This window comes from Nitratireductor luteus, from assembly GCF_026162365.1.
Classification (GTDB): Bacteria; Pseudomonadota; Alphaproteobacteria; order Rhizobiales; family Rhizobiaceae; genus Chelativorans; species Chelativorans luteus.
The window spans coordinates 1-18,580 of the sequence record NZ_JAOANW010000023.1 but is presented as its reverse complement, the minus strand read 5'-3'; the positions used below and the strand labels follow the sequence as shown (position 1 = coordinate 18,580).

Genomic DNA, 18,580 nt, shown 5'->3' with positions numbered 1-18,580 from the left:
TCCGCACCGGCGGCTTCCGCTGCCACGGTGTTCAGCGCTTGGCGAAGTTTGCCGCGATGCGCTGCTGCAGGTAGTCGTGCGCGGTGATCGGCTCGTAGCGTTTCTCCGGACCCTGGATGACCGCGTCCTTGTTGGCCTGGCAGAAGAAGGCCATGGAATAGCGCGAGCCTTGGCTTTCATGCGGCTTGGGCATGCGCACGCGGTGCAAGGTGGAGAGCAGCTTGTCGTCGCTCCAGCGCATCAGCATGTCGCCGATGTTGCAGGTGACGACGCCGGGGGAGGGCTCCACGTCGGTCCATTCGAGCTCACCGGCCTCCTTGCCCGGACAAAGCTGCAGGCCGCCCTGGCCGGGGCGTTGATGCAGGAGGGTGAGGCAGTCGAAATCCGTGTGCGCGCCGGCCCGCCACATCTTGAAATCTTCGGGTTTGGCATCCTCCATGCCGAGATAATGCAGGAGGCGCAGCGTGCTCTGGTATTCGGGTGACTGCGGGTCGTGGCACCCGGTGAAGAAATCCGGTGCAAAGCCGAGTTTCAGGCGGAAGCAGTCGAGCACCTTCATGCCGAGCGCCCAGTTGGCGCGTTCGAAGGCCAGCATCACCGCCTTGAGACCGGAAAGCTCCTCGCCGCTCGGCCAGAGCTTGTCCATACGCGGCAGGGTAATCTGGTAGGATTCCTTGTTATCGGCCGTGCCTGTGGAAGGCCGCACCTGCGCCTTGTATTCCCACCCGGCATTGGTCCCACCGACGAGCGGATAGTTCGCCTTCACCTCGCTTGGCAGAGCGAAGAAGCGCTCGGACATGGCGAAGGCTTCATCGACCTGCGCCTGGGGGATGCCGTGATTGACGAGCTGGAAGAAGCCGATTTCGGTCGCCGCCGTCCAGAGCGCGTCGGCGATCTCCTGCTTGCGGGCCTCGTAGTCGCCCATGTCGATCTTCGGCACGTCGCGTTGTTTCTCTCTGCCCTCGCCGCCGAACGTGGTTTCCTTGTTCAGCTCGGCGAGGCCGTAGTCAATCTTCTGCATGGGTAAACTCCGTTTGTTGAAGCGCGGCCGGGCCGCATTTTTTCAAAGGAGCAATGACCGACGCCGGAGGCGTTGACTGCTTCTACTCCCGGACTGTGGCGGGACGGGCGCTCCCTATGCCGTTGCCCGGAACCTCCCTTCGTCCTGCTTATTGGCGATGCGTGCGACGATGCGCGCCGCATCGGCGGCAAGCTTTTCCATGTCGAGCCAGGGAAGGCCGCCGTTCTCCACGATCTGCCGGCCGCCGACAAAGCTTGCGCGGACATGCGCCTGCCCGCCGGAAATGACAGGTCCCAACACGCGGTCGTGTTGGCCGAAATAGCGGGGTGCATTGAGGTCGAAGATGGCGATGTCGGCCTGCTTTCCCGGCTCGATCGTGCCGATGGTCTCGAAGCCCAGCGTCCTTGCGCCTCCGGCGGTCGCCCAGTGGAGGACGGTCTCCGCATCCACCGCGCCAACGCCCTTTTGTGCGCGGTGCAGCGAGAAGGCGGAATAGAGGGCGGAGGCCATGTCGGCGGCCTCGTTCGCCGCAGCACCATCGACTGCGAGCGAGACCATGCCGCCCAGTGCGTGGAGCCGGTCGGCGGGCGCGGTGCCCGAGCCAAGCCTGGCATTGGCCTGCGGGCAGTGGGCCATGGCCGTGCCGGTTTCGGCGAGGAGGTGCAGTTCGCCCTCGTCGCATTCCACCATATGTGCGAACCAGACATCCGGCCCGAGCCAGCCATGCTCCGCCAGCCAATGGACCGGGCGCTTGCCGTAATTGGCCAGCGTGTAGTCGACATAATCCATGTTTTCCGAAAGGTGCGAATGGAGCCGCACCCCCATGGCCCGCGCGGCCGCGGCGATCTCCTGCAACTCCGTCTCATGCAGCGAGAAGGTGGGCGTCGTGGGCGCGAAAGCGACGCGCCGTATGGCGGTGGGCAAGGGGTCGTGCCAGCGTTTCACTGCTGCTTCGACGGACGCGATCATTCGGTCGAGCGGCTCGACGGGCAGCGGTGCTGTCCGGCCGCCGTCGAAGGGCCGCCCCCTGGTGGCGCCGCCGCGTGCGAGCACGAAGCGCAGCCCGAACCGCTCAGCGGTTTCGAACAGCACGTCGACGGGATCGAAGTCGTAGCGATCCGAGAAGAAATAGTGGTGGTCGGCGACGGTGGTGGCGCCGGAAAGCGCCAGTTCGGCGAGGCCGATCGTGGCGGACACGCGCAGCGCCTCTTCGTCTATGCGGTCCCAAAAGGTATAAGGCACCAGCCGGAGCCACGCCGCGAGCGCCTCGTTCATGCCGGCAGGCACGGCCTTGAGCACGCTCTGGAAAAGGTGGTGGTGGGTGTTGACGAGTCCGGGCGTGACCACGGCGCCCGAGGCATCGACGATCCGCTCACCGGGAAGCGCGGCAAGGCTCCCAATCTCCGCGATCACGCTGCCGCGCACGCGGATGTCGCCTTCGGCGCGTGCCGCCGCGCCCGGTTGGCCGGTCAGGATGCCGAGCGCGCCCTTAATGAGGAAGTCGGTCATGTCCGCTCCTTCGGCAGGCTCCAGGGAAACCAGATGCGCTGGGCCAGCGTGACGATCTGGAACAGGATGAGCGACAGAAGGACGAGGACGACGAGCCCCGCCCAGGCCTGCTGCACCTGGAACATGGAAGTGGAAAACTGGATGAAGTAGCCGATGCCCTTGTCGGCGGCGACGAACTCGGCGACGACGGCCCCGATGACGGCGAGCGTCACCGATATCCTGAGCGCGGAGAAGATATAGGGCACGGCATAGGGAAAGCGGATCTGCGTGATCTCGCGGATGATCGGCGCGCGCAGGCTGCGCGACAATTCTATCAGCTCGGGGGGCGTGGCCATCAGTCCTGTCGTGGTGGAGACCACCAGCGGGAAGAAGGTGATGAGACAGGTGATGACGACGCGCGGCAGGTCACCGGAGCCCAGAGCCACGATGATGATCGGCGCGACCGCCACCACCGGCGTGGACTGGACCACCACCAGAATGGGGTAGATCGCCCGCGACAGAATCTCCGACCGGGCGAGCAGGACCGCGATCGGCAGGGCGATGGCAATGGAGGCAATGTAGCCGATCAGGGCAACGCGGAGCGTCGCCCAGACGTGATCGATCCAGCGCGCGACGGCGATGCTGTCGAAGCCGCCGAGGATGCGGCTCGGCGCCGGCAGGACGAAGGTCGGGATTTCGAAGAGCCGGCAGGAAGCCTCCCACACGAGAAGGACGAGGATGAAAGTGGTGGCCGGAAGCAGGCCGGGCGCGTGGAACGCCCGCCTTGCGGCCAGCCGCCAGGTGAGACCCTCCTCACGCTGCGCGTTTGAGGAGGAGGCTTCGGAGGTGTCCGACATAGTCATGCATCACCTTGTCATTGCTTGTCTCGATACCGCGCGGGCGGTCGATCTCGATCGCCAAGTCCTCGATCACGCGGCCCGGGCGCTCGCTCATCACCAGCACGCGATCGGCCAGAAGCACCGCCTCGCTGATCGAATGGGTGATGAAGAGCACGGTCTTGGGCTGCGCCTCCCAGATGCGCAGCAGCTCGAAGCCCATCTCCTCACGCGTCAGCGCGTCGAGGGCGGAGAAGGGCTCGTCCATGAGCAGGATGTCGGGATTCATGAGCAGCGCCCGAGCGATGCCGACACGCTGCTGCATGCCGCCCGAAAGCTCCGCCGGGAGGCGCTCCTCGAAGCCTGCGAGCCCCACCTTGGCAAGGAGCGCGCGGGCGCGCTCCCGGTCCTGTGCGTCCACGCGGCCCGTCTTGTGACGGAGCGGAAAGACGATATTGTCCTCCACATTCGCCCAAGGAAGCAGCGTCGGCTTCTGGAAGACGATGCCGATGTCGTCGCGCGGTTCCGTCACCTTGAGGTCGAACACCTCCACGGCGCCACGCGTTGGCCGGAGGAGCCCGGCCACGAGCCGCAGCAGCGTGGACTTGCCACAGCCCGAAGGGCCGAGCACCGCCACGAATTCGTGCCGGGCGATGCTCGTCTCCACCCCGCGCAGAGCTTCAAGAGCGCCGGCACCGGTTGCGAACACCTGCCCCACGCCGGAAAAGCGGATGGCCGCGGGCCCACTCGCCATCGATCAGTTCTCCGGCAGGAAGCTGCGGTCGACCGCCGTCTCGGGATCAAGCGCAGCCGGATCGAAGCCCTGAGCCTGGGCCACGCGCGCCCATGTGGCCTTGAGCCGTTCTGGCTCGAAGGTGCCCAGCCCGTCATCTTCTGTCACTTCGTTGAAGATGAGGACGAGCGTATCCTGGAGCGATCCCTCCACATTCTCTACCTGCAACTCGGGCACCATGGCCGCGACGGCCTTGGCAGCTTCTGCAGGATTTTCCCTTGAGAACTCGACTGATTTCCTGAAAGCGGCGATGAAGCGCTTTGCAACCTCAGGCCGTTCCTCGAGAAACTTGTCGGAAGCCACGAGCGACGCGGAATAAAGGTCGAGGCCGGCCGCCGACCAGGGGAGCACGACAAGTTCCTTGCCGGCTTGGCTCGCCTGCCCCTGGTACCGCGAGAGATCCGTCAGCCAGGCAATGATAACGTCACTGGCCCCTGTCATCAGCATGGGGCCCAGTGCGCCTGGATCGGCCTTGGTGAGAGTGATGTCGCTCTCCGACATGCCGAGATCTTTGAGCACCAAAGGCAGGTAGACGTTGGATTCGGTGAAGGGCGAGGTGGCGACGGTCTTGCCCTTGACCTCCGCTATCTCCTCTATTCCGTTGCCAGCGAGCGTGTAGAAGGCGTGCGGGCCCTTGTTGAAGATCGACATGACGGCGGTCACGGGCACGTCCTCGGTCGCCTTCGCCGCCATGACCGCTCCCAACCCCGCCGAGCCGATGTCGGAGTTGCCGGTGGCGAGTTTGGTGATGGCTTCCGACGAGCCCCGGCCGGACTCGATCGTCACCTCCAGGCCGGCATCAGCGCAGAAGCCCTTCTGGATGCAAACGTAGATCGGCGCCTTGTCGCCGCCGGGCAGCCAGTCGAGCTGGTAGATCACCTTGTCGGCGGCTTCGGCGGTTGCGACCGCGGCACCTGCCGCCACCGCCGCGCCCAGCAGGTTCGATATTATTTTCCTCATCATTCTTGTGTTCCCTCTAAATAGGCCAGTGACATTGCAGCCCGCCGGTCCGAAGGGACCGGCGGGCCGACGACCATCTTGGGAGGATGTTCGTGAGTAGGGCTTCGGCATTGGCGCCTCCTGAAGAAGATCCATTGTGCCGAGCAATGTCCCGGGCCTTGTTGCCCTGACCGCTTCTACTCTTCGTTTCCTATGCAGGAGGCATGCCAGTTGCCCGAAGCTTTGAGATTCCGGGCTTTTGCCGCGAGTCTGACCATGGGAGCTCATGCAAAAGTGCAAGGGATCATCTCATTCTGCCTATAAAATATGCACTGTCGCAGCTTGCCTGATTTTTGCGCGGAGCCGATAGTCATCACCCAGAAGCGATTAGCACGAGATACGAGATGACCATGAACCATGAAGACGACCTCGCACTCCTCCGCCGCACGATCGAACTCGCCGAGGCATCACGGGCGCGTGGCGACCATCCCTTCGGTGCGCTGTTGGCGGATGCGGAGGGCAACATTCTCCTAGAAGCGATGAACACCTGCGGAACGCTTGGTGACCGCACCGGTCACGCGGAGCGCGACCTCATGATCGAGGCTTCGCGGAAATACGGGCCCGAATTCCTGGCCGAGTGCACCATGTATGCGAGCGCCGAACCTTGCGCCATGTGCGCAGGCTCTGCCTATTGGGCGGGGGTGGGGCGCGTGGTGCACGGGTTGAGCGAAAAGGCATTGAAGGCGCTGATCGGTCCGGACCCGGAAAACCTGACGATGGATCTGCCCTGCCGGCAGATCTTCGCCGCCGGTCAGCGAAAGGTCGAGGTGATCGGGCCACTGCTCGAAGAGGAGACGGCGCACGTGCATGAGGGATTTTGGACGACTTCCGGTGAACCATAGGAGCGCCGAATGACCGTGCTCCTCGTCAATCCCAACACCGATGGTTCGACAACCGCAGCAATGGTCGAGATCGCGCTTTCCGCGGGAACTGGCCTGGACTTCGCCGGCCGCACCGCGCCCTTCGGCGTGTCGATGATCACATGCGCGAGCAGCTCTGGCGCTACTTTCCCGCGCTGCTCGAACTGGAAACCGACCTCGGGGCCGAGTGGCTGCTCGATCTGTGGGAGGTCGTGCCGACACCAGCCAAAGCCGCGCGCATCCGTGAGGTGACAGTCGCCAAGCTTCTCAAGCGCAACCGCACCCGTCGCTTCGACGCCGCCCACGTGCTCGACGTGCTGCGCGCGCCGCCCGTTAAGGTCGCCCCCCGGGACGATCGAGCCCGCCAGCGCCCACATTGCCACGCTCATTGCACGCATCCGGCTGGTGAACCGGCAGCTCAAGTAAGCCCATCACCGGCTCGACGCCCTGACCGCCCGCCTCATCCCGACCGAGGAGACCGAGCCGGAGGTCAGCGCCCATTTGCCTATTGACTCGCACGCATGGCCCATTCATCTTGTAAAGCGCTTTACTAAACCGCTTTACAAGATGATATAATGACGCACCCGAACAAGCCCAGCCTGAAGGATGTGGCGCAGCGAGCGGAGGTTTCCGTCGCAACCGTGTCCCGAATGCTGAATGGTTCGCTCGAGTTGCCGGAACAAACCCGGCAGCGGATCGAAGACGCCATCCGCGCTCTGAATTATCAACCAAACCCCCATGCTAGGCGACTGAGCCGAGGCCGTTCCGACACGATCGGCCTTGTTGTCCCGGACATTGCCAACCCATTCTTCGCGACGCTTGTCGCCGCGGTCGAGGAGGCTGCGGACGAGCGGAAGCTTGCTCTCTCGCTCTACGCCACGCTCAACCGCCAGGGCCGGGAAGTGGCCTATCTCGAATTGATTGAGCGCAACCATGTGGATGGCCTGATCTTCATCACCAACCACCCTGACGACGGGAGTCTGGGAGATCTGATCAATCGCACCGGCAACGTGGTTGTCGTCGATGAAGACGTGCCAAATGCGCATGCGCCGAAGCTATTCTGCGATAACGAGCAGGGTGGCCGCCTTGCAGGGGAACTGCTTGCTGAAAACGGTCACAGGAACGTGTTGTTCGTCGGCGGACCCGACCAGATGATCAGCGCACGCAGGCGCTACAAGGGCCTCGCGGAGTCGCTCAGCAATCATTTCAGGACAGAGATCCGACCACAGCGCTACGAGGGAGACTATACTGAGGCGTTCGGCCGCGAGGCGGCGCAGCGCTACATCGCGGAAGGCGCGGTTCCCACCGCCATATTCGCGAGCTCGGACGAGATAGCGATCGGTCTGATCGAGGTTCTGCGCGCCCAGTGCATATCCATTCCCGGAGACGTGTCGATCATCGGTTTCGACGATGTCGGGCCGCTCCATCTGTTTGCGCCGCCCTTGACCGCGATCCGGCAGCCCGTCCGCGCAATCGGACGGCGCGCCCTGTCGCTACTCACCGAGACCGACTGGAAGACGCGGGGCAATGTGCCCTCGGAAGAACTGCTTCCTGTCGAAATCGTCGTGCGGGAATCCGTTGCCCCGTGCGCGAAATCCTAACCGCAGCGGTAAACCGAAAGAGGAGAACTCCATGAACACGAAATTTACCCTCAGAAGACGCATGCTTTCTCTCGGGCTGGGCGCCGCCCTGACCCTAACGCTCGGCATGGGCATCGCGAAAGCGCAGGACGAGAAGACCTTCGCCCTGGTGCAGATCAACCAGCAGGCGCTGTTCTTCAACCAGATGAACGAGGGCGCGCAGAAGGCGGCCGATGCGGCCGGCGTGAAGCTGGTCATCTTCAATGCCAACAACGACCCGGCAGCACAGAACAGCGCCATCGAGACCTACATCCAGCAGGGCGTGGACGGGCTTGCCGTGGTGGCAATCGATGTGAACGGCATCATGCCGGCGGTAAACCAGGCGGCCGAAGCCGGCATCCCGGTCGTGGCGATTGATGCGATCCTCCCGGACGACGGTCCGCAGAAGGCACAAATCGGCGTCGACAACGGCGCGGCGGGCGCCGACATGGCGGCCTATTTCCTCGACTACGCAAAGGCCAATATGGACGGCAAGGCCAAATACGGTGTTGTCGGTGCGCTCAACTCCTACATCCAGAACGTTCGCCAGAAGGGCTTCGAGGACGTCGTCGATGCCGCCGACGGTATCGAGAAAGCTGGCGTCGTCGACGGCCAGAACATCCAGGATAATGCGCTCTCGGCCGCCGAGAACCTGATCACCGGCAATCCCGACATGAACGCGATCTATGCAACGGGCGAGCCGGCGCTGATGGGCGCAATCGCCGCGGTCGAAAGCCAGGGCAAGCAGGAAGACGTGAAGATCTTCGGCTGGGATCTGACCGCCCAGGCGATTGCCGGCATCGACGCGGGCTATGTCACTGCGGTGATTCAACAGGATCCGGCCGCGATGGGTGCCGCAGCAGTCGACGCACTCAACACGTTGGCCGGCGGCGGCGAGGTGGACAAGACCATCTCCGTGCCGGTGACCATTGTGACAAAGGAGAATGTCGACCCCTACAGGGCAATCTTCCAGTGATGACTGGCGAACAGCAGGAAAACGCTGTCGCTGTCGGTTCCGGACGGGTTAATCCCGCCCGGAACGGCATGGCCGGCGGCGGGAGGGTTCCGCGTATTGCGCTCAGGAATATCCGCAAGAATTTCGGATCGCTCCAGGCATTGCGCGGTGTCGATCTGGACATCTATCCGGGGGAATGCCTGGGGCTGGTCGGCGACAACGCAGCCGGCAAGTCGACGCTCACGAAAATTATCTCGGGAACCTATATTCCCGACGACGGTACGATACATCTCGATGGCGAGCCGGTGCGTTTCAGCGGTCCGGCGGATGCGCGGCGGCGCAACATCGAAATGGTGTTCCAGGATCTGAGCCTGTGCGACCACATCGATGTGGCCGGAAATCTGTTCCTCGGCCGGGAGGTCACCAGGGGGCCGTTTCTCGACCGCAAGACGATGCTGTCGGAAGCCCGCAAGATGCTCGACGCGCTGGAGATCCGCATCCCCCGCCTGACCAGCAAAGTTGCGCAACTTTCTGGCGGCCAGCGGCAGGCCATCGCCATTGCCCGCGCGGCATCCTTCGACCCGAAAGTGCTGATCATGGACGAGCCGACCTCGGCGCTTGCCGTGGCGGAGGTCGAGGCAGTCCTGTCGCTGATCAACCGCGTCAAGGCGACTGGGGTTTCCGTCATTCTCATCACACACCGCCTGCAGGATCTGTTTCGCGTCTGCGACCGCATTGCCGTCATGTATGAAGGCACGAAGGTGGCGGAGCGCTCGATCGCCGAAACCGATCTCGAGGATCTCGTCAAACTCATCGTCGGCGAAAAGGACGAAAGATGACCGCCTATACCGAACGAAGCCAGGGCTCCCCATGGGCCGACTTCCTGTCGGAACAGGCCCAGGTGCTCTCGATCGCTTTCTTCTTCCTGGTCTGCGTCGTGTTTTTCGCGATGACGACCGACACCTTCATGACGCTCGGCAACCTTTTGAATGTGATCCGGCAGGCAGCCCCCATCCTTATTGTCGCCGTGGCCATGACATTCGTAATCATCACTGGTGGCATTGACCTTTCGGTCGGCTCGCAGGTGGCGCTGGTGAATGCTGTTGCCGCCATCGCGCTTGCCGCGGGGCTGCCATGGCCGGTGGTCGTCGTGGCGATGCTGTGTTTCGGCGCGCTGATCGGTCTCGGCCAGGGCTGGTTCGTCGCCTATCAGGGCATACCGGCCTTCATTGTCACGCTCGCCGGACTTTCCATGCTGCGCGGCATCGCGCTCTACCTGACACAGGGCTATTCGATCCCCATCAAAGGCGTGCCGGGCTTCTTCGCCCTCGGGCGTGGTGAGCTCTTCGGCATCCCCGTGCCGGCTCTTATCGCGATCGCCGTCGCCATACTAGGCTATGTGGTGATCACCTCCACCCGCTATGGCCGCCAGGTGGTCGCGGTGGGCTCCAACATGGAGGCGGCGCGCCGCGTCGGCATGCCGGCCCGCTGGGCGATTGCCTCGGTCTATGTGGTTGCGGGGGTCGCATCCGCCTTGGCCGGTCTCCTTATCGCCGCGCGCCTGGGGTCCGGCTCGTCCAACGCGGCCGTCGGCTTCGAGCTTCAGGTGATCGCTGCCGTGGTGCTTGGCGGCACGTCGCTGATGGGCGGGCGCGGCACCATCGTCGGCACCATTCTCGGCACGCTGACAATCGCGGTGATCGGCAACGGGCTGATCCTGCTGCACATTTCGCCGTTCTTCACGCAGATCGTCACCGGTGCGATCATCCTGATCGCCATCTGGCTGAACACGCGCATCTTCACAGCCAATTTCCGCTTCGGATTCGCGAGGGGAAACAGGCCATGACCGACGAGCGTTCTGAAGCCCATGTGAGGTCTGGAAAGGTAATGACCGTGGCTGGCGCGGTCCCGGTTGAAAAGCTCGGCGTCACGCTGATGCACGAGCACATCCTGAACGACTGCCGGTGCTGGTGGAACGAGCCCCAGGAACCGGAGCGCCGCTATCTGGCCGACCAGCCGGTCTGCATCGAGATACTCTCGGAGCTGCGCCAGGACCCATTCGTCAACAAGCACAATATCGCACTGGATGACGAACCGCTGGCGATCGAGGAACTGCGTCGATTCGCCGGGGAGGGCGGCCACACCGTCGTCGATCCCACCTGCCGCGGCATCGGGCGCGATCCGCTTGCATTGCAACGGATATCGGCGGCGACCGGCCTCCAGATCGTGATGGGGGCGGGTTATTACCTGCAATCCTCGCATCCGCCGGAGGTCGCAGGCATGTCGGTGGACGATATCGCAGACCAGATCGTCGGCGAGGCGCTGGAGGGCGTCGGCGGAACCGGTGTGCGCATCGGTCTCATCGGAGAAATCGGCGTCTCGTCCGATTTCACCGGCGACGAGGAGAAATCCCTGCGCGGTGCCGCGCGGGCGCAAGTGCGTACCGGCCTGCCGCTGATGGTGCATTTGCCGGGCTGGTTCCGGCTTGGCCACAAGGTGCTCGATATCACCGCGGAGGAGGGCGCGGATCTGCGCCACACGGTGCTTTGCCACATGAACCCCTCGCACGACGATTTCGCCTATCAGAGCGAATTGGCGGCGCGCGGCGCCTTCATCGAGTTCGACATGATCGGCATGGATTTCTTCTATGCAGATCAGCAGGTGCAGTGCCCGAGCGACGAGGAGGTGGCGCGCGCTATCGTCCAGCTGCTCGAGGCGGGACATCTCGACCGCATCTTGCTGTCGCATGACGTGTTCCTGAAAATGATGCTGACCCGCTACGGCGGCAATGGCTACGCCTTCGTGCTGCGCCATTTCCTGCCGCGGCTCATACGCCATGGCGTCGATGGGGCGGCACTGGAAACACTGATGCGCGGCAATCCGATGCGTGTCTTTCACGCCGGTTAAGGCCGGTCCACTTCTGGAAAAGAGAAAATGCAATGACGAAAAAAGTGCTTCTCGTGGGCGAAAGCTGGTTCAGTTCGGCGACCCATTTCAAGGGCTTCGACCAGTTCGGAAGCGTGACCTTTCACCTGGGCGCCGAACCGCTGGTGAAGGCGCTGGAAGGCAGCGAATATGAGCTTACCTACATGCCGGCGCATGAGGCGGTGGAAAAATTCCCGTTCGAGATGAGCGGCCTCGACGCCTACGACGCCATCATCCTGTCGGACATCGGCGCCAACTCCATCCTGCTGCCGCCGGCCGTCTGGCTTCACTCACGCACGGTCCCGAACCGCCTGAAGCTCATTCGCAGTTGGGTGGAAAAGGGCGGCAACCTGTTGATGGTGGGCGGCTACTTCTCATTCCAGGGCATTGACGGCAAGGCACGCTGGCGGCGCACGCCCGTCGAGGATGTGCTGCCGGTGACCTGTCTTCCCTATGACGACCGCGTGGAAATCCCCGAAGGAACGGTTCCCGACATCGTGCTTTCCGATCACGCGACCATTGCGGGCCTGGAGGGCGAGTGGCCTGTGCTGCTCGGCGTCAACGAAGTGGAACTGCGTGACCGCGACGATGTGGAGCTTGTCGCGCGGCTGCCGGAGGATCAGGGCGGGCATCCGCTGCTCGTTACGGGCCGTTATGGCAAGGGGCGCACTGCAGTGTGGACTTCCGACATCGGACCGCACTGGCTTTCGCCTGCCTTCTGCGAGTGGAAGGGCTACGGTATTCTCTGGAAGAATATTCTGGGCTGGCTCACGGAAACGGCCGGGCGCTGATGCGCACCGATCCCGCCTCAACCGGCAGCAAGGATTGCCTGCAACTCGCCGGTGGAGGGAAAGGCCGAATGCGTGCCACGGCGGCCGACCGTGATCGCCGCAGCCTTGCCGGCGTCATTGATGGCGCGCCCGTCGAGCGCCGTTCCCCGCAAGGCGGCAGATGCGAGCGCCACAGCCATGAATGTGTCGCCGGCCCCTGTCGTGTCGACCGCATTGCAAGCAAAGCCCGGCACATGCAGAGCGCTGTCCGCGTGCACCAGAAACGCGCCATCCGCGCCGAGTGTTGCCACAACACTGCGCACGCCCTGGGCGATCAGCCGCCTGGCGGCTTCCGCGTCATCGGCACCGGTCAGGGCCCGCGCTTCGCTCTGGTTGACGAAGGCGACGTCGATCAGCGGCCACAACTTGTCAAAATTGGGTCGGAGCGGAGACGGATTGAAGGCCGTCATCATGCCCTTCTCGCGCGCCGCCCTGAGCGCCGCGATCGTGGCCTCATCGCTGAGATTGCCTTGCAGGATAGCAAGATCGCCCGCAGCGGCATCGTCCAGGCTGGCATGCACCTCCACGGCGCTCAAATGGCCGGCGCAGTTAGCGGTGGTTACGATCGCGTTTTCCCCGTCCGGTGTGGTGAGGATCATAGAGAAATCGCTGGCATGGCCATCGAGCTGGATCAACTGACAGGCAACGGGTTCGCGGCTGAGCTGCTCGCGGATTGTGGCTGCACGGAAGTCGTCTCCGATGGCAGCGACCAGCGTCGTCGGCAGGCCGCAACGTGCCATCACGACTGCCTGGTTGCAGCCCTTGCCGCCCAGGTCGTGCGCCGTCTGCGCACCGAGGATCGAAGCGCCCGGCTGGGGCCAGTCGTCGATTGCAATGGTTTCATCGACAGCAACATTGCCAATCACGAATGCCTGCATAACCTGCTTTCGAAAGGGATGACACAATGACCACGGTAGCGAATACGTCCTCAAACGCCATAAGAGACATATTCGGGACTGGCAAGGTTCTGATCGGGATGATCCATTGCCCGGCCTTTCCCGGTGCTCCACGTTATGCTGGCGGCGGCATGGATCCGATCTACGATACCTGCATGCGCGATGCGGAGGCACTGATCGAGGGCGGCATGCACGGCCTGATGATCGAGAACCATGGCGATATTCCGTTCTCGAAGCCTGAGGATATTGGACACGAAACGGCGGCTTTCATGTCGGTGGTGGTGGATCGCATTAACCGCGCTTTCGACGTGCCGCTGGGTGTGAATGTTTTAGCCAATGCGCCGATCCCGGCCTTCGCGATCGCCATGGCGGGCGGGGCACGTTTCATTCGGGTGAACCAGTGGGCCAACGCCTATGTCGCCAATGAAGGGTTCATGGAAGGGCGCGCGGCCGAGGCGATGCGCTATCGCTCGCTCCTGCGGGCCGAACACATCAAGGTCTTCGCCGATAGCCACGTCAAGCATGGCAGCCATGCCATTGTTGCCGACCGCTCGATTGCAGAACTGACCCGCGATCTTGCCTTTTTCGATGCAGACGCCGTCATCGCCACCGGCCAGCGGACAGGGAACACGGCCACCATCGAGGAAATCGAGGAGATCGGCTCGGCCACCCATCTGCCGGTGCTGGTCGGTTCGGGCGTGACCAGCGACAACATTGCCGAGATTCTCGAGCGTACAAGCGGCGTTATCGTTGCCTCTTCTCTCAAAAAGGGCGGCGTCTGGTGGAATCCGGTGGATGTCGAGCGGGTGCGCGCGTTCCGCACGGCGGCCGAGCCCGCGCTGGAGGCCTGACGCTTGGCTGCCGATACGCTCAGCGAGCAGATGCTCCGCGAGAACGCGGCTGTGTTCGAGGCGATGGTCAACCATCGGTTGGTCCGGGATATTGAGCAAGATCGCCTCGATGCGCGGGTCTTCGAGCGCTATCTCGTTTACGAGGGAGCCTTCGTCGATACGGCCATCTCCATTTTCGCCTACGCGGCGGCGAAGGCGAAGACCATCTCGCAGAAGCGTTGGCTTATCGGCGTTCTGGATGCGCTCGCAAACCAGCAGATCGCCTATTTCGAACGGACCTTCGCCGCGCGCGGTATCGATCCGTCCCGTTATGACCCGGAACGGTCCGAGGTGGAAGCATTTCGCATCGGCATGCTCGATATTGCCCGAAAGGGTAGGTTTCTGGACATCGTGGCGGCGATGTTCGCGGCCGAGTGGATGTATTGGACATGGTCGAAACGCGCCACCGTGACGGCGATATCGGATCCGCTTGTCAGGGAATGGGTGGAGATGCACGCGGATGAGACGTTTGCCGCGCAGGCCCTTTGGCTACGGGCGCAGCTGGACGCGGCGGGCGAGACGCTGGGTCCAGCGGAACGATCCCGGTTGAGTGGGATCTTCGGCGACGTGCAGCGGCTCGAAATCGCCTTTCACGATGTCCCCTATGAGAGGAACGATTGACCTCATGCAGGCTGAGATTAACGAACATCGTCTGTTGGAGCGGATTGATGCATTCGCGCGCATCGGGGGACGCCAGCCGGCGGAGTCAACCGTCAGGCGCTTTCGCAGGAGGATCGTCAGGCGCGGGGTCCGCTGGCGCGCCTCGCAAGGGCGCGGGGCTTCCGGGTGTTCCAGGATCCGATGGCCAACCTGTTCGTTCGCCGCGAAGGCCGCTTCAGCAGCCTCCCTCCCTTTGTGATCGGCAGTCATCTGGACAGCCAGCCGACGGGCGGCCGGTTCGACGGGGCGCTGGGCGTCCTGGCCGCATTCGAGGTGCTGGAAAGCTTGCAGGATGCTGGAATAGAAACAGACCTCCCACTGGAAGTGGTCGCCTGGACCAACGAGGAAGGTAGCCGATTTGCGCCCGGTGCAATGGGTTTCGTCGGCGTTTGCGCTGGGGCACATCCCGCCGGAATGGACCGATGTGCGCGCACGCAATGGAGCGCATCTCACGGAAGAACTGAAGTTGACGCTAGATGCGCTTGCGGATACCGAAGCGCGTCCGCTTGGCATTGGAATTTCCGCCTATCTGGAACTCCACATCGAGCAGGGGACGACCCTTGATCGGGAGGGCGTTCCCATCGGCATCGTTCACGGGATTCAAGGGACGCGATGGCTCGAGGTCGTCCTGACGGGGCAGGCCGCGCATGCCGGCACCACGCCGCTCGCCTTTCGCCGCGATCCCATGGTCGCCGCTGCGGCCGCCCTCGACAGGCTGTACAAATCCGTGATGCAAAAGGATGAGCGTGTTCGCTTTACCGTCGGGCGCTTCGTCCTCGAGCCGGGATCGGTCAACGCCATTCCGGAGACGGTGACATTCACAATCGATCTGCGGCATCCTGAAACTGCGGTGCTCGATGCGCTGGAAGAGAGGATTGCAGCGGAGATCGAAGTGGAGCGCGTGGCGTCGGCTGCACATCTTCGATCCGCCGCCTGTCTGAAATTGAGCCGGCCTCCTTCTTCGATACTTTGCTGACCTGCCTTGACAGAGCCGCGGAATATCTCGGCATAACGAGGATACGGATGCTGTCAGGCGCCTTTCACGATGCCCTTTTCATCAATCGCAAGGCGCCGTCGGCAATGATCTTCGTGCCGTGCCGGGATGGCTTGAGCCACAACGAGGCCGAATATGTCGAGCCGGGCCACTGCGTCGCAGGCGCCCGGATGCTCCTGGCCTCAACGTTGGAGGCGACCAGGCATACCGGGTAGAAATCTCGTCACTGCCCGTGTGACCCATGACAGCGCCTTTCCGGTCATTCGAAGCGGCGACATCGTGCTGCATGAGGCGGTCGGCTGATGAAATCGTGCGCCTTGAGGACAGGATCCTAGTCGCGACCACTGGCGGGACTACGGACAGCTTCACCTGTCTAAAGCGTCTCGGCAGCAAGGTTTCGCCCGGCGCGCGCATCCTTGAAACGTCGGCATGAAGGGTAACGCACTGGCAGTTCCCATGAACGCGAATCAACCGGCGGCGCGGTGCCTCTCCTTCAGCTCGCGCTGGACCCTAATGCGCAGACCCACATCCTTGTTCATTGGCGCAGTGTAGCCAATGGATACACATATGTGTAGAAAAATACGGGCCGCCGGAGTCGCCGCAGCTGCCGCCACGGATAGATCGAAGAGCTCAGCCTACCCGGACGGGCCTCTTAAGAGAGGGGGCGCTCGAACTGCTTCGTCAAACCGCTCTCGCTACGGCGGCATGAGGCATAAGGAAAACGCTTAGCTCTCCTATCATGTCGCTCAGTTCGCCAGGATCCACGGAAAGGTCTTCGACAAAGGCCCGCCACTGCCGCTGCTTCTGTTCATCCGCCGCAAATGCTGGTGTCAGCGCATCGGGCAGCTCCGTCGGTATCGGTGTCTCGCGACGCGCGAACGTCGCAGCGATCGCCTTTGCAAGTCTGTCATCATCGAAGCTGAACGATCGGCTGAGAATCCAGATGTCGTAGAAGTCCTTCATGCGACTGTTCGCCCGCCCCAGCGCCACCATCGCCTGGAACTTCTCGGCGATGACCGTCTCTCGTGCATAGGCGCGCAGCCTCGGCGCGGGGAGGTCAAGCATAACCGGATAGTCGACGGTTTCGGCCCCGGGCTCCAGCGCATCGCCAAAGCCTATATCGATCGTCAGATTGATCCGGGCGCCTCCGACTGAGGCGATGGCGTGCAGCCGCAATCCGCCATAGTCGAGCTCCTCGCGAATGCGGTCGACGCGCAATGTGTCCGGATCGAATACGACGCCGTCTTCAATGTCCTGTGCGAGGATGTCCCGGAATGTCGCCAGCATCGCGCCTTCGCTCGGGTCGCCGAAACCCAGCAGATCGAGATCGCGCGTCCCGCGGTGCGGATCGTCGAACCAGCTCATCATGAGCATCGCGCCTTTCAGCACGAAGCGGTCTGCATGCGGCGATTGGCTGAGCCGGAACAGAAGACGCTCCAGCGCAAAGCGCGTTAGCACCAGATCGAAACTCTGCCCGTTCGCCTTGGAAAGCTTGAGGAGCTGCGCACGCACTGAAGCGCCAATATTCTTGATCTCCTTAGCCATTGGCGGTCAGCGCCTCCAGATAGGGGCGGATCACCGTACCGACTCCGCCGGTATCCGCAGCCCTGGCGATTTCTGCGGGCGTGGCTTTGCGTTGACGCAGAGCTTCCTGTAGTCCTTCGAGCGCGACGGCGAGACCGATCTTGCCGCGATGCCGGAAACAGTCGGCGACGGTCTTTGCCACGCCAAATACCTTTACCGATACGCCTTCGATCACATGCGTCTCGACGCTTTCGGTAAGCAGATCGTCCGAGAAACGCAGCGCGCGTATTGGCATGTCGCTTGGCTTGGGCGTCCAATCGTTTCGGCCGATCGCCATCCACACCTTCTTGGGAAGCCGATCCGTAATTCCATGAAAGGCGAGCGCCGAAACGAGGCAGATCACACCTTTGGGGAAACGCTTGGCCGCCTCGGCGAGGCTGTGGTTTGCGTCAAGCTCTGCGTCGGGGAGCTGGTAGAGCCCGCGCGCTAGGCGGATGACCTCGCCATCCTTTTCCATACGGCTGACGGTTGCGGCGGTTACACCGGCATCCCTGAGTTCCGCAAGGCGCAGAATCCCACGCGCCGCGAGGAGATTGTGGGCTATCTCGCGTTGGGATCGGGCCTGCTGCATCGATATATATTCTCCCACTTTGGAAGTCATAGTGTAAGGATTTGTATCACATGGAGCGATGAAGAGAAAGACAAAGGATTGTTCAACTCGGCCGCCGACTCTGACCCGCGCGGTAGGGGGGTATCTATCTCTCGACCGCCGGCGGGGCGGATGCTCCCCCGCATTATTCTCTCCGGCGGTGAAAACCGTCCTATCTGCGGAGCGCAGGCTTCGAACAAAGCTCGACAGCGGAGACCGTTAGTCGTGATTCAGGGATTTTATCACGGCAACTTCAATACGGACTGCAACATCTCCGCTAATCGGGCTCCAGAAATCCGCACCACACGCGGATTTTCTTACACGATTTTCCTCGGTGATCTTCCGATATTCGCCGACCGGGCTTTCGGCCTCCAACACCGGCATGATCGGCTCGAACGGGTCACGATGGACCCGCGCGACACGCTGGATCTCCTTCACGCGGGAGGTCCTGGGCTCCTTCAGTCTCACAATCTCTCGCCCATCACCGCGCGTCGCGCCAGATGGGGTCCGCTTCCTTGAAGTTACCCATAAGTCCTTAGGTTGCAGTTTTCACTTGATCACGTGGAATCGGCCATGATTCCTTATCTGGCACCTTCAACAAACGGGGTGCGGACATGGGGAAGAGTTGGGTGGGCGAAGAA

The 18,580-nt window shown here is 62.7% G+C and carries 19 protein-coding genes and 1 pseudogene; 11 read left to right on the top strand and 9 right to left on the bottom strand.

All coding sequences use genetic code 11. The annotated features are described in order from the left end of the window. Positions 1 to 31: 31 nt before the first annotated feature. From N1058_RS22935 to N1058_RS22915, 5 genes are all read right to left on the bottom strand, one after another. The gene (locus N1058_RS22935) at positions 32 to 1,021 is read right to left on the bottom strand and encodes an isopenicillin N synthase family dioxygenase (RefSeq protein ID WP_265519908.1); all 990 of its coding nucleotides are present in this window, start codon (positions 1,019 to 1,021) and stop codon (positions 32 to 34) included. A gap of 114 nt (positions 1,022 to 1,135) precedes the next feature. Then, positions 1,136 to 2,530 (bottom strand): amidohydrolase family protein, encoded by a 1,395-nt coding sequence (locus tag N1058_RS22930; protein ID WP_265519907.1) that lies wholly within the window; start codon positions 2,528 to 2,530, stop codon positions 1,136 to 1,138. After that, entirely contained in the window at positions 2,527 to 3,372 is an 846-nt protein-coding gene (locus N1058_RS22925) for an ABC transporter permease (protein ID WP_265519906.1), read from the bottom strand. The genes N1058_RS22930 and N1058_RS22925 overlap by 4 nt, the downstream gene beginning before the upstream one ends. Then, positions 3,323 to 4,099, bottom strand: a complete 777-nt coding sequence (locus N1058_RS22920; protein ID WP_265519905.1) for an ABC transporter ATP-binding protein — start codon at positions 4,097 to 4,099, stop codon at positions 3,323 to 3,325. The genes N1058_RS22925 and N1058_RS22920 overlap by 50 nt, the downstream gene beginning before the upstream one ends. Before the next feature lie 3 nt (positions 4,100 to 4,102). Next, the gene (locus tag N1058_RS22915; protein WP_420848034.1) at positions 4,103 to 5,101 is read right to left on the bottom strand and encodes an ABC transporter substrate-binding protein; all 999 of its coding nucleotides are present in this window, start codon (positions 5,099 to 5,101) and stop codon (positions 4,103 to 4,105) included. A 386-nt stretch (positions 5,102 to 5,487) separates the two neighbouring features. On the opposite strand from N1058_RS22915, the gene N1058_RS22910 reads away from it, so the two are divergent. The 8 genes from N1058_RS22910 to N1058_RS22875 all read left to right on the top strand — a co-directional run bounded on the left by N1058_RS22910 (position 5,488) and on the right by N1058_RS22875 (position 12,287). Further along, positions 5,488 to 5,979, top strand: a complete 492-nt coding sequence (locus tag N1058_RS22910) for a nucleoside deaminase (protein ID WP_338040728.1) — start codon at positions 5,488 to 5,490, stop codon at positions 5,977 to 5,979. Positions 5,980 to 6,119: 140 nt separating this feature from the next. Further along, complete coding sequence (locus tag N1058_RS22905; RefSeq protein ID WP_265519903.1) at positions 6,120 to 6,509, top strand: hypothetical protein; 390 nt, start codon at positions 6,120 to 6,122, stop codon at positions 6,507 to 6,509. A 63-nt stretch (positions 6,510 to 6,572) separates the two neighbouring features. Next, positions 6,573 to 7,598, top strand: a complete 1,026-nt coding sequence (locus N1058_RS22900; protein ID WP_265519902.1) for a LacI family DNA-binding transcriptional regulator — start codon at positions 6,573 to 6,575, stop codon at positions 7,596 to 7,598. A gap of 61 nt (positions 7,599 to 7,659) precedes the next feature. After that, positions 7,660 to 8,592: a substrate-binding domain-containing protein gene (locus N1058_RS22895; protein ID WP_265519919.1), complete on the top strand. Its 933-nt coding sequence runs from the start codon at positions 7,660 to 7,662 to the stop codon at positions 8,590 to 8,592. After that, complete coding sequence (locus N1058_RS22890) at positions 8,592 to 9,410, top strand: ATP-binding cassette domain-containing protein (RefSeq protein ID WP_420848033.1); 819 nt, start codon at positions 8,592 to 8,594, stop codon at positions 9,408 to 9,410. The genes N1058_RS22895 and N1058_RS22890 overlap by 1 nt, the downstream gene beginning before the upstream one ends. Then, positions 9,407 to 10,417 (top strand): ABC transporter permease, encoded by a 1,011-nt coding sequence (locus tag N1058_RS22885; protein ID WP_265519901.1) that lies wholly within the window; start codon positions 9,407 to 9,409, stop codon positions 10,415 to 10,417. Before N1058_RS22890 ends, N1058_RS22885 begins: the two co-directional genes overlap by 4 nt. Beyond that, complete coding sequence (locus N1058_RS22880; protein ID WP_265519900.1) at positions 10,414 to 11,478, top strand: phosphotriesterase family protein; 1,065 nt, start codon at positions 10,414 to 10,416, stop codon at positions 11,476 to 11,478. Before N1058_RS22885 ends, N1058_RS22880 begins: the two co-directional genes overlap by 4 nt. Before the next feature lie 32 nt (positions 11,479 to 11,510). Continuing rightward, complete coding sequence (locus N1058_RS22875; RefSeq protein WP_265519899.1) at positions 11,511 to 12,287, top strand: glutamine amidotransferase; 777 nt, start codon at positions 11,511 to 11,513, stop codon at positions 12,285 to 12,287. A gap of 17 nt (positions 12,288 to 12,304) precedes the next feature. Here the strand turns inward: N1058_RS22875 and N1058_RS22870 are convergent, their stop codons facing one another. Further along, a complete protein-coding gene (locus N1058_RS22870) occupies positions 12,305 to 13,204 on the bottom strand; it encodes a ribokinase (RefSeq protein WP_265519898.1) in 900 nt (299 codons plus the stop codon). A gap of 26 nt (positions 13,205 to 13,230) precedes the next feature. Here N1058_RS22870 and N1058_RS22865 point away from each other — a divergent pair, with 26 nt between their 5' ends. The 3 genes and pseudogenes from N1058_RS22865 (at position 13,231) to N1058_RS22855 (ending at position 15,981) form a co-directional block, all read left to right on the top strand. Further along, positions 13,231 to 14,073: a BtpA family protein gene (locus tag N1058_RS22865; RefSeq protein ID WP_265519897.1), complete on the top strand. Its 843-nt coding sequence runs from the start codon at positions 13,231 to 13,233 to the stop codon at positions 14,071 to 14,073. 3 nt (positions 14,074 to 14,076) lie between these two features. After that, positions 14,077 to 14,733 (top strand): TenA family protein, encoded by a 657-nt coding sequence (locus tag N1058_RS22860; protein WP_265519896.1) that lies wholly within the window; start codon positions 14,077 to 14,079, stop codon positions 14,731 to 14,733. 4 nt (positions 14,734 to 14,737) lie between these two features. After that, positions 14,738 to 15,981: pseudogene (locus tag N1058_RS22855) on the top strand (Zn-dependent hydrolase). A gap of 466 nt (positions 15,982 to 16,447) precedes the next feature. Here N1058_RS22855 and N1058_RS22850 read toward each other — a convergent pair. From N1058_RS22850 to N1058_RS22840, 3 genes are all read right to left on the bottom strand, one after another. After that, positions 16,448 to 17,311, bottom strand: a complete 864-nt coding sequence (locus N1058_RS22850) for a nucleotidyl transferase AbiEii/AbiGii toxin family protein (protein ID WP_265519895.1) — start codon at positions 17,309 to 17,311, stop codon at positions 16,448 to 16,450. Next, positions 17,304 to 17,921, bottom strand: coding sequence for a type IV toxin-antitoxin system AbiEi family antitoxin domain-containing protein (locus N1058_RS22845; protein WP_265519894.1), 618 nt, complete (start codon positions 17,919 to 17,921; stop codon positions 17,304 to 17,306). The genes N1058_RS22850 and N1058_RS22845 overlap by 8 nt, the downstream gene beginning before the upstream one ends. Positions 17,922 to 18,158: 237 nt before the next feature. Then, positions 18,159 to 18,377, bottom strand: coding sequence for a hypothetical protein (locus tag N1058_RS22840; RefSeq protein ID WP_265519893.1), 219 nt, complete (start codon positions 18,375 to 18,377; stop codon positions 18,159 to 18,161). Positions 18,378 to 18,580 lie beyond the last annotated feature (203 nt).

Coding starts and splice junctions, on each gene's coding strand:
- N1058_RS22935 (WP_265519908.1), bottom strand. CDS start 1,021: ATGCAGAAGATTGACTACGGCCTCGCCGAGCTGAACAAGGAAACCACG.
- N1058_RS22930 (WP_265519907.1), bottom strand. CDS start 2,530: ATGACCGACTTCCTCATTAAGGGCGCGCTCGGCATCCTGACCGGCCAA.
- N1058_RS22925 (WP_265519906.1), bottom strand. CDS start 3,372: ATGACTATGTCGGACACCTCCGAAGCCTCCTCCTCAAACGCGCAGCGT.
- N1058_RS22920 (WP_265519905.1), bottom strand. CDS start 4,099: ATGGCGAGTGGGCCCGCGGCCATCCGCTTTTCCGGCGTGGGGCAGGTG.
- N1058_RS22915 (WP_420848034.1), bottom strand. CDS start 5,101: ATGATGAGGAAAATAATATCGAACCTGCTGGGCGCGGCGGTGGCGGCA.
- N1058_RS22910 (WP_338040728.1), top strand. CDS start 5,488: ATGAACCATGAAGACGACCTCGCACTCCTCCGCCGCACGATCGAACTC.
- N1058_RS22905 (WP_265519903.1), top strand. CDS start 6,120: ATGCGCGAGCAGCTCTGGCGCTACTTTCCCGCGCTGCTCGAACTGGAA.
- N1058_RS22900 (WP_265519902.1), top strand. CDS start 6,573: ATGACGCACCCGAACAAGCCCAGCCTGAAGGATGTGGCGCAGCGAGCG.
- N1058_RS22895 (WP_265519919.1), top strand. CDS start 7,660: ATGCTTTCTCTCGGGCTGGGCGCCGCCCTGACCCTAACGCTCGGCATG.
- N1058_RS22890 (WP_420848033.1), top strand. CDS start 8,592: ATGACTGGCGAACAGCAGGAAAACGCTGTCGCTGTCGGTTCCGGACGG.
- N1058_RS22885 (WP_265519901.1), top strand. CDS start 9,407: ATGACCGCCTATACCGAACGAAGCCAGGGCTCCCCATGGGCCGACTTC.
- N1058_RS22880 (WP_265519900.1), top strand. CDS start 10,414: ATGACCGACGAGCGTTCTGAAGCCCATGTGAGGTCTGGAAAGGTAATG.
- N1058_RS22875 (WP_265519899.1), top strand. CDS start 11,511: ATGACGAAAAAAGTGCTTCTCGTGGGCGAAAGCTGGTTCAGTTCGGCG.
- N1058_RS22870 (WP_265519898.1), bottom strand. CDS start 13,204: ATGCAGGCATTCGTGATTGGCAATGTTGCTGTCGATGAAACCATTGCA.
- N1058_RS22865 (WP_265519897.1), top strand. CDS start 13,231: ATGACCACGGTAGCGAATACGTCCTCAAACGCCATAAGAGACATATTC.
- N1058_RS22850 (WP_265519895.1), bottom strand. CDS start 17,311: ATGGCTAAGGAGATCAAGAATATTGGCGCTTCAGTGCGTGCGCAGCTC.
- N1058_RS22845 (WP_265519894.1), bottom strand. CDS start 17,921: ATGCAGCAGGCCCGATCCCAACGCGAGATAGCCCACAATCTCCTCGCG.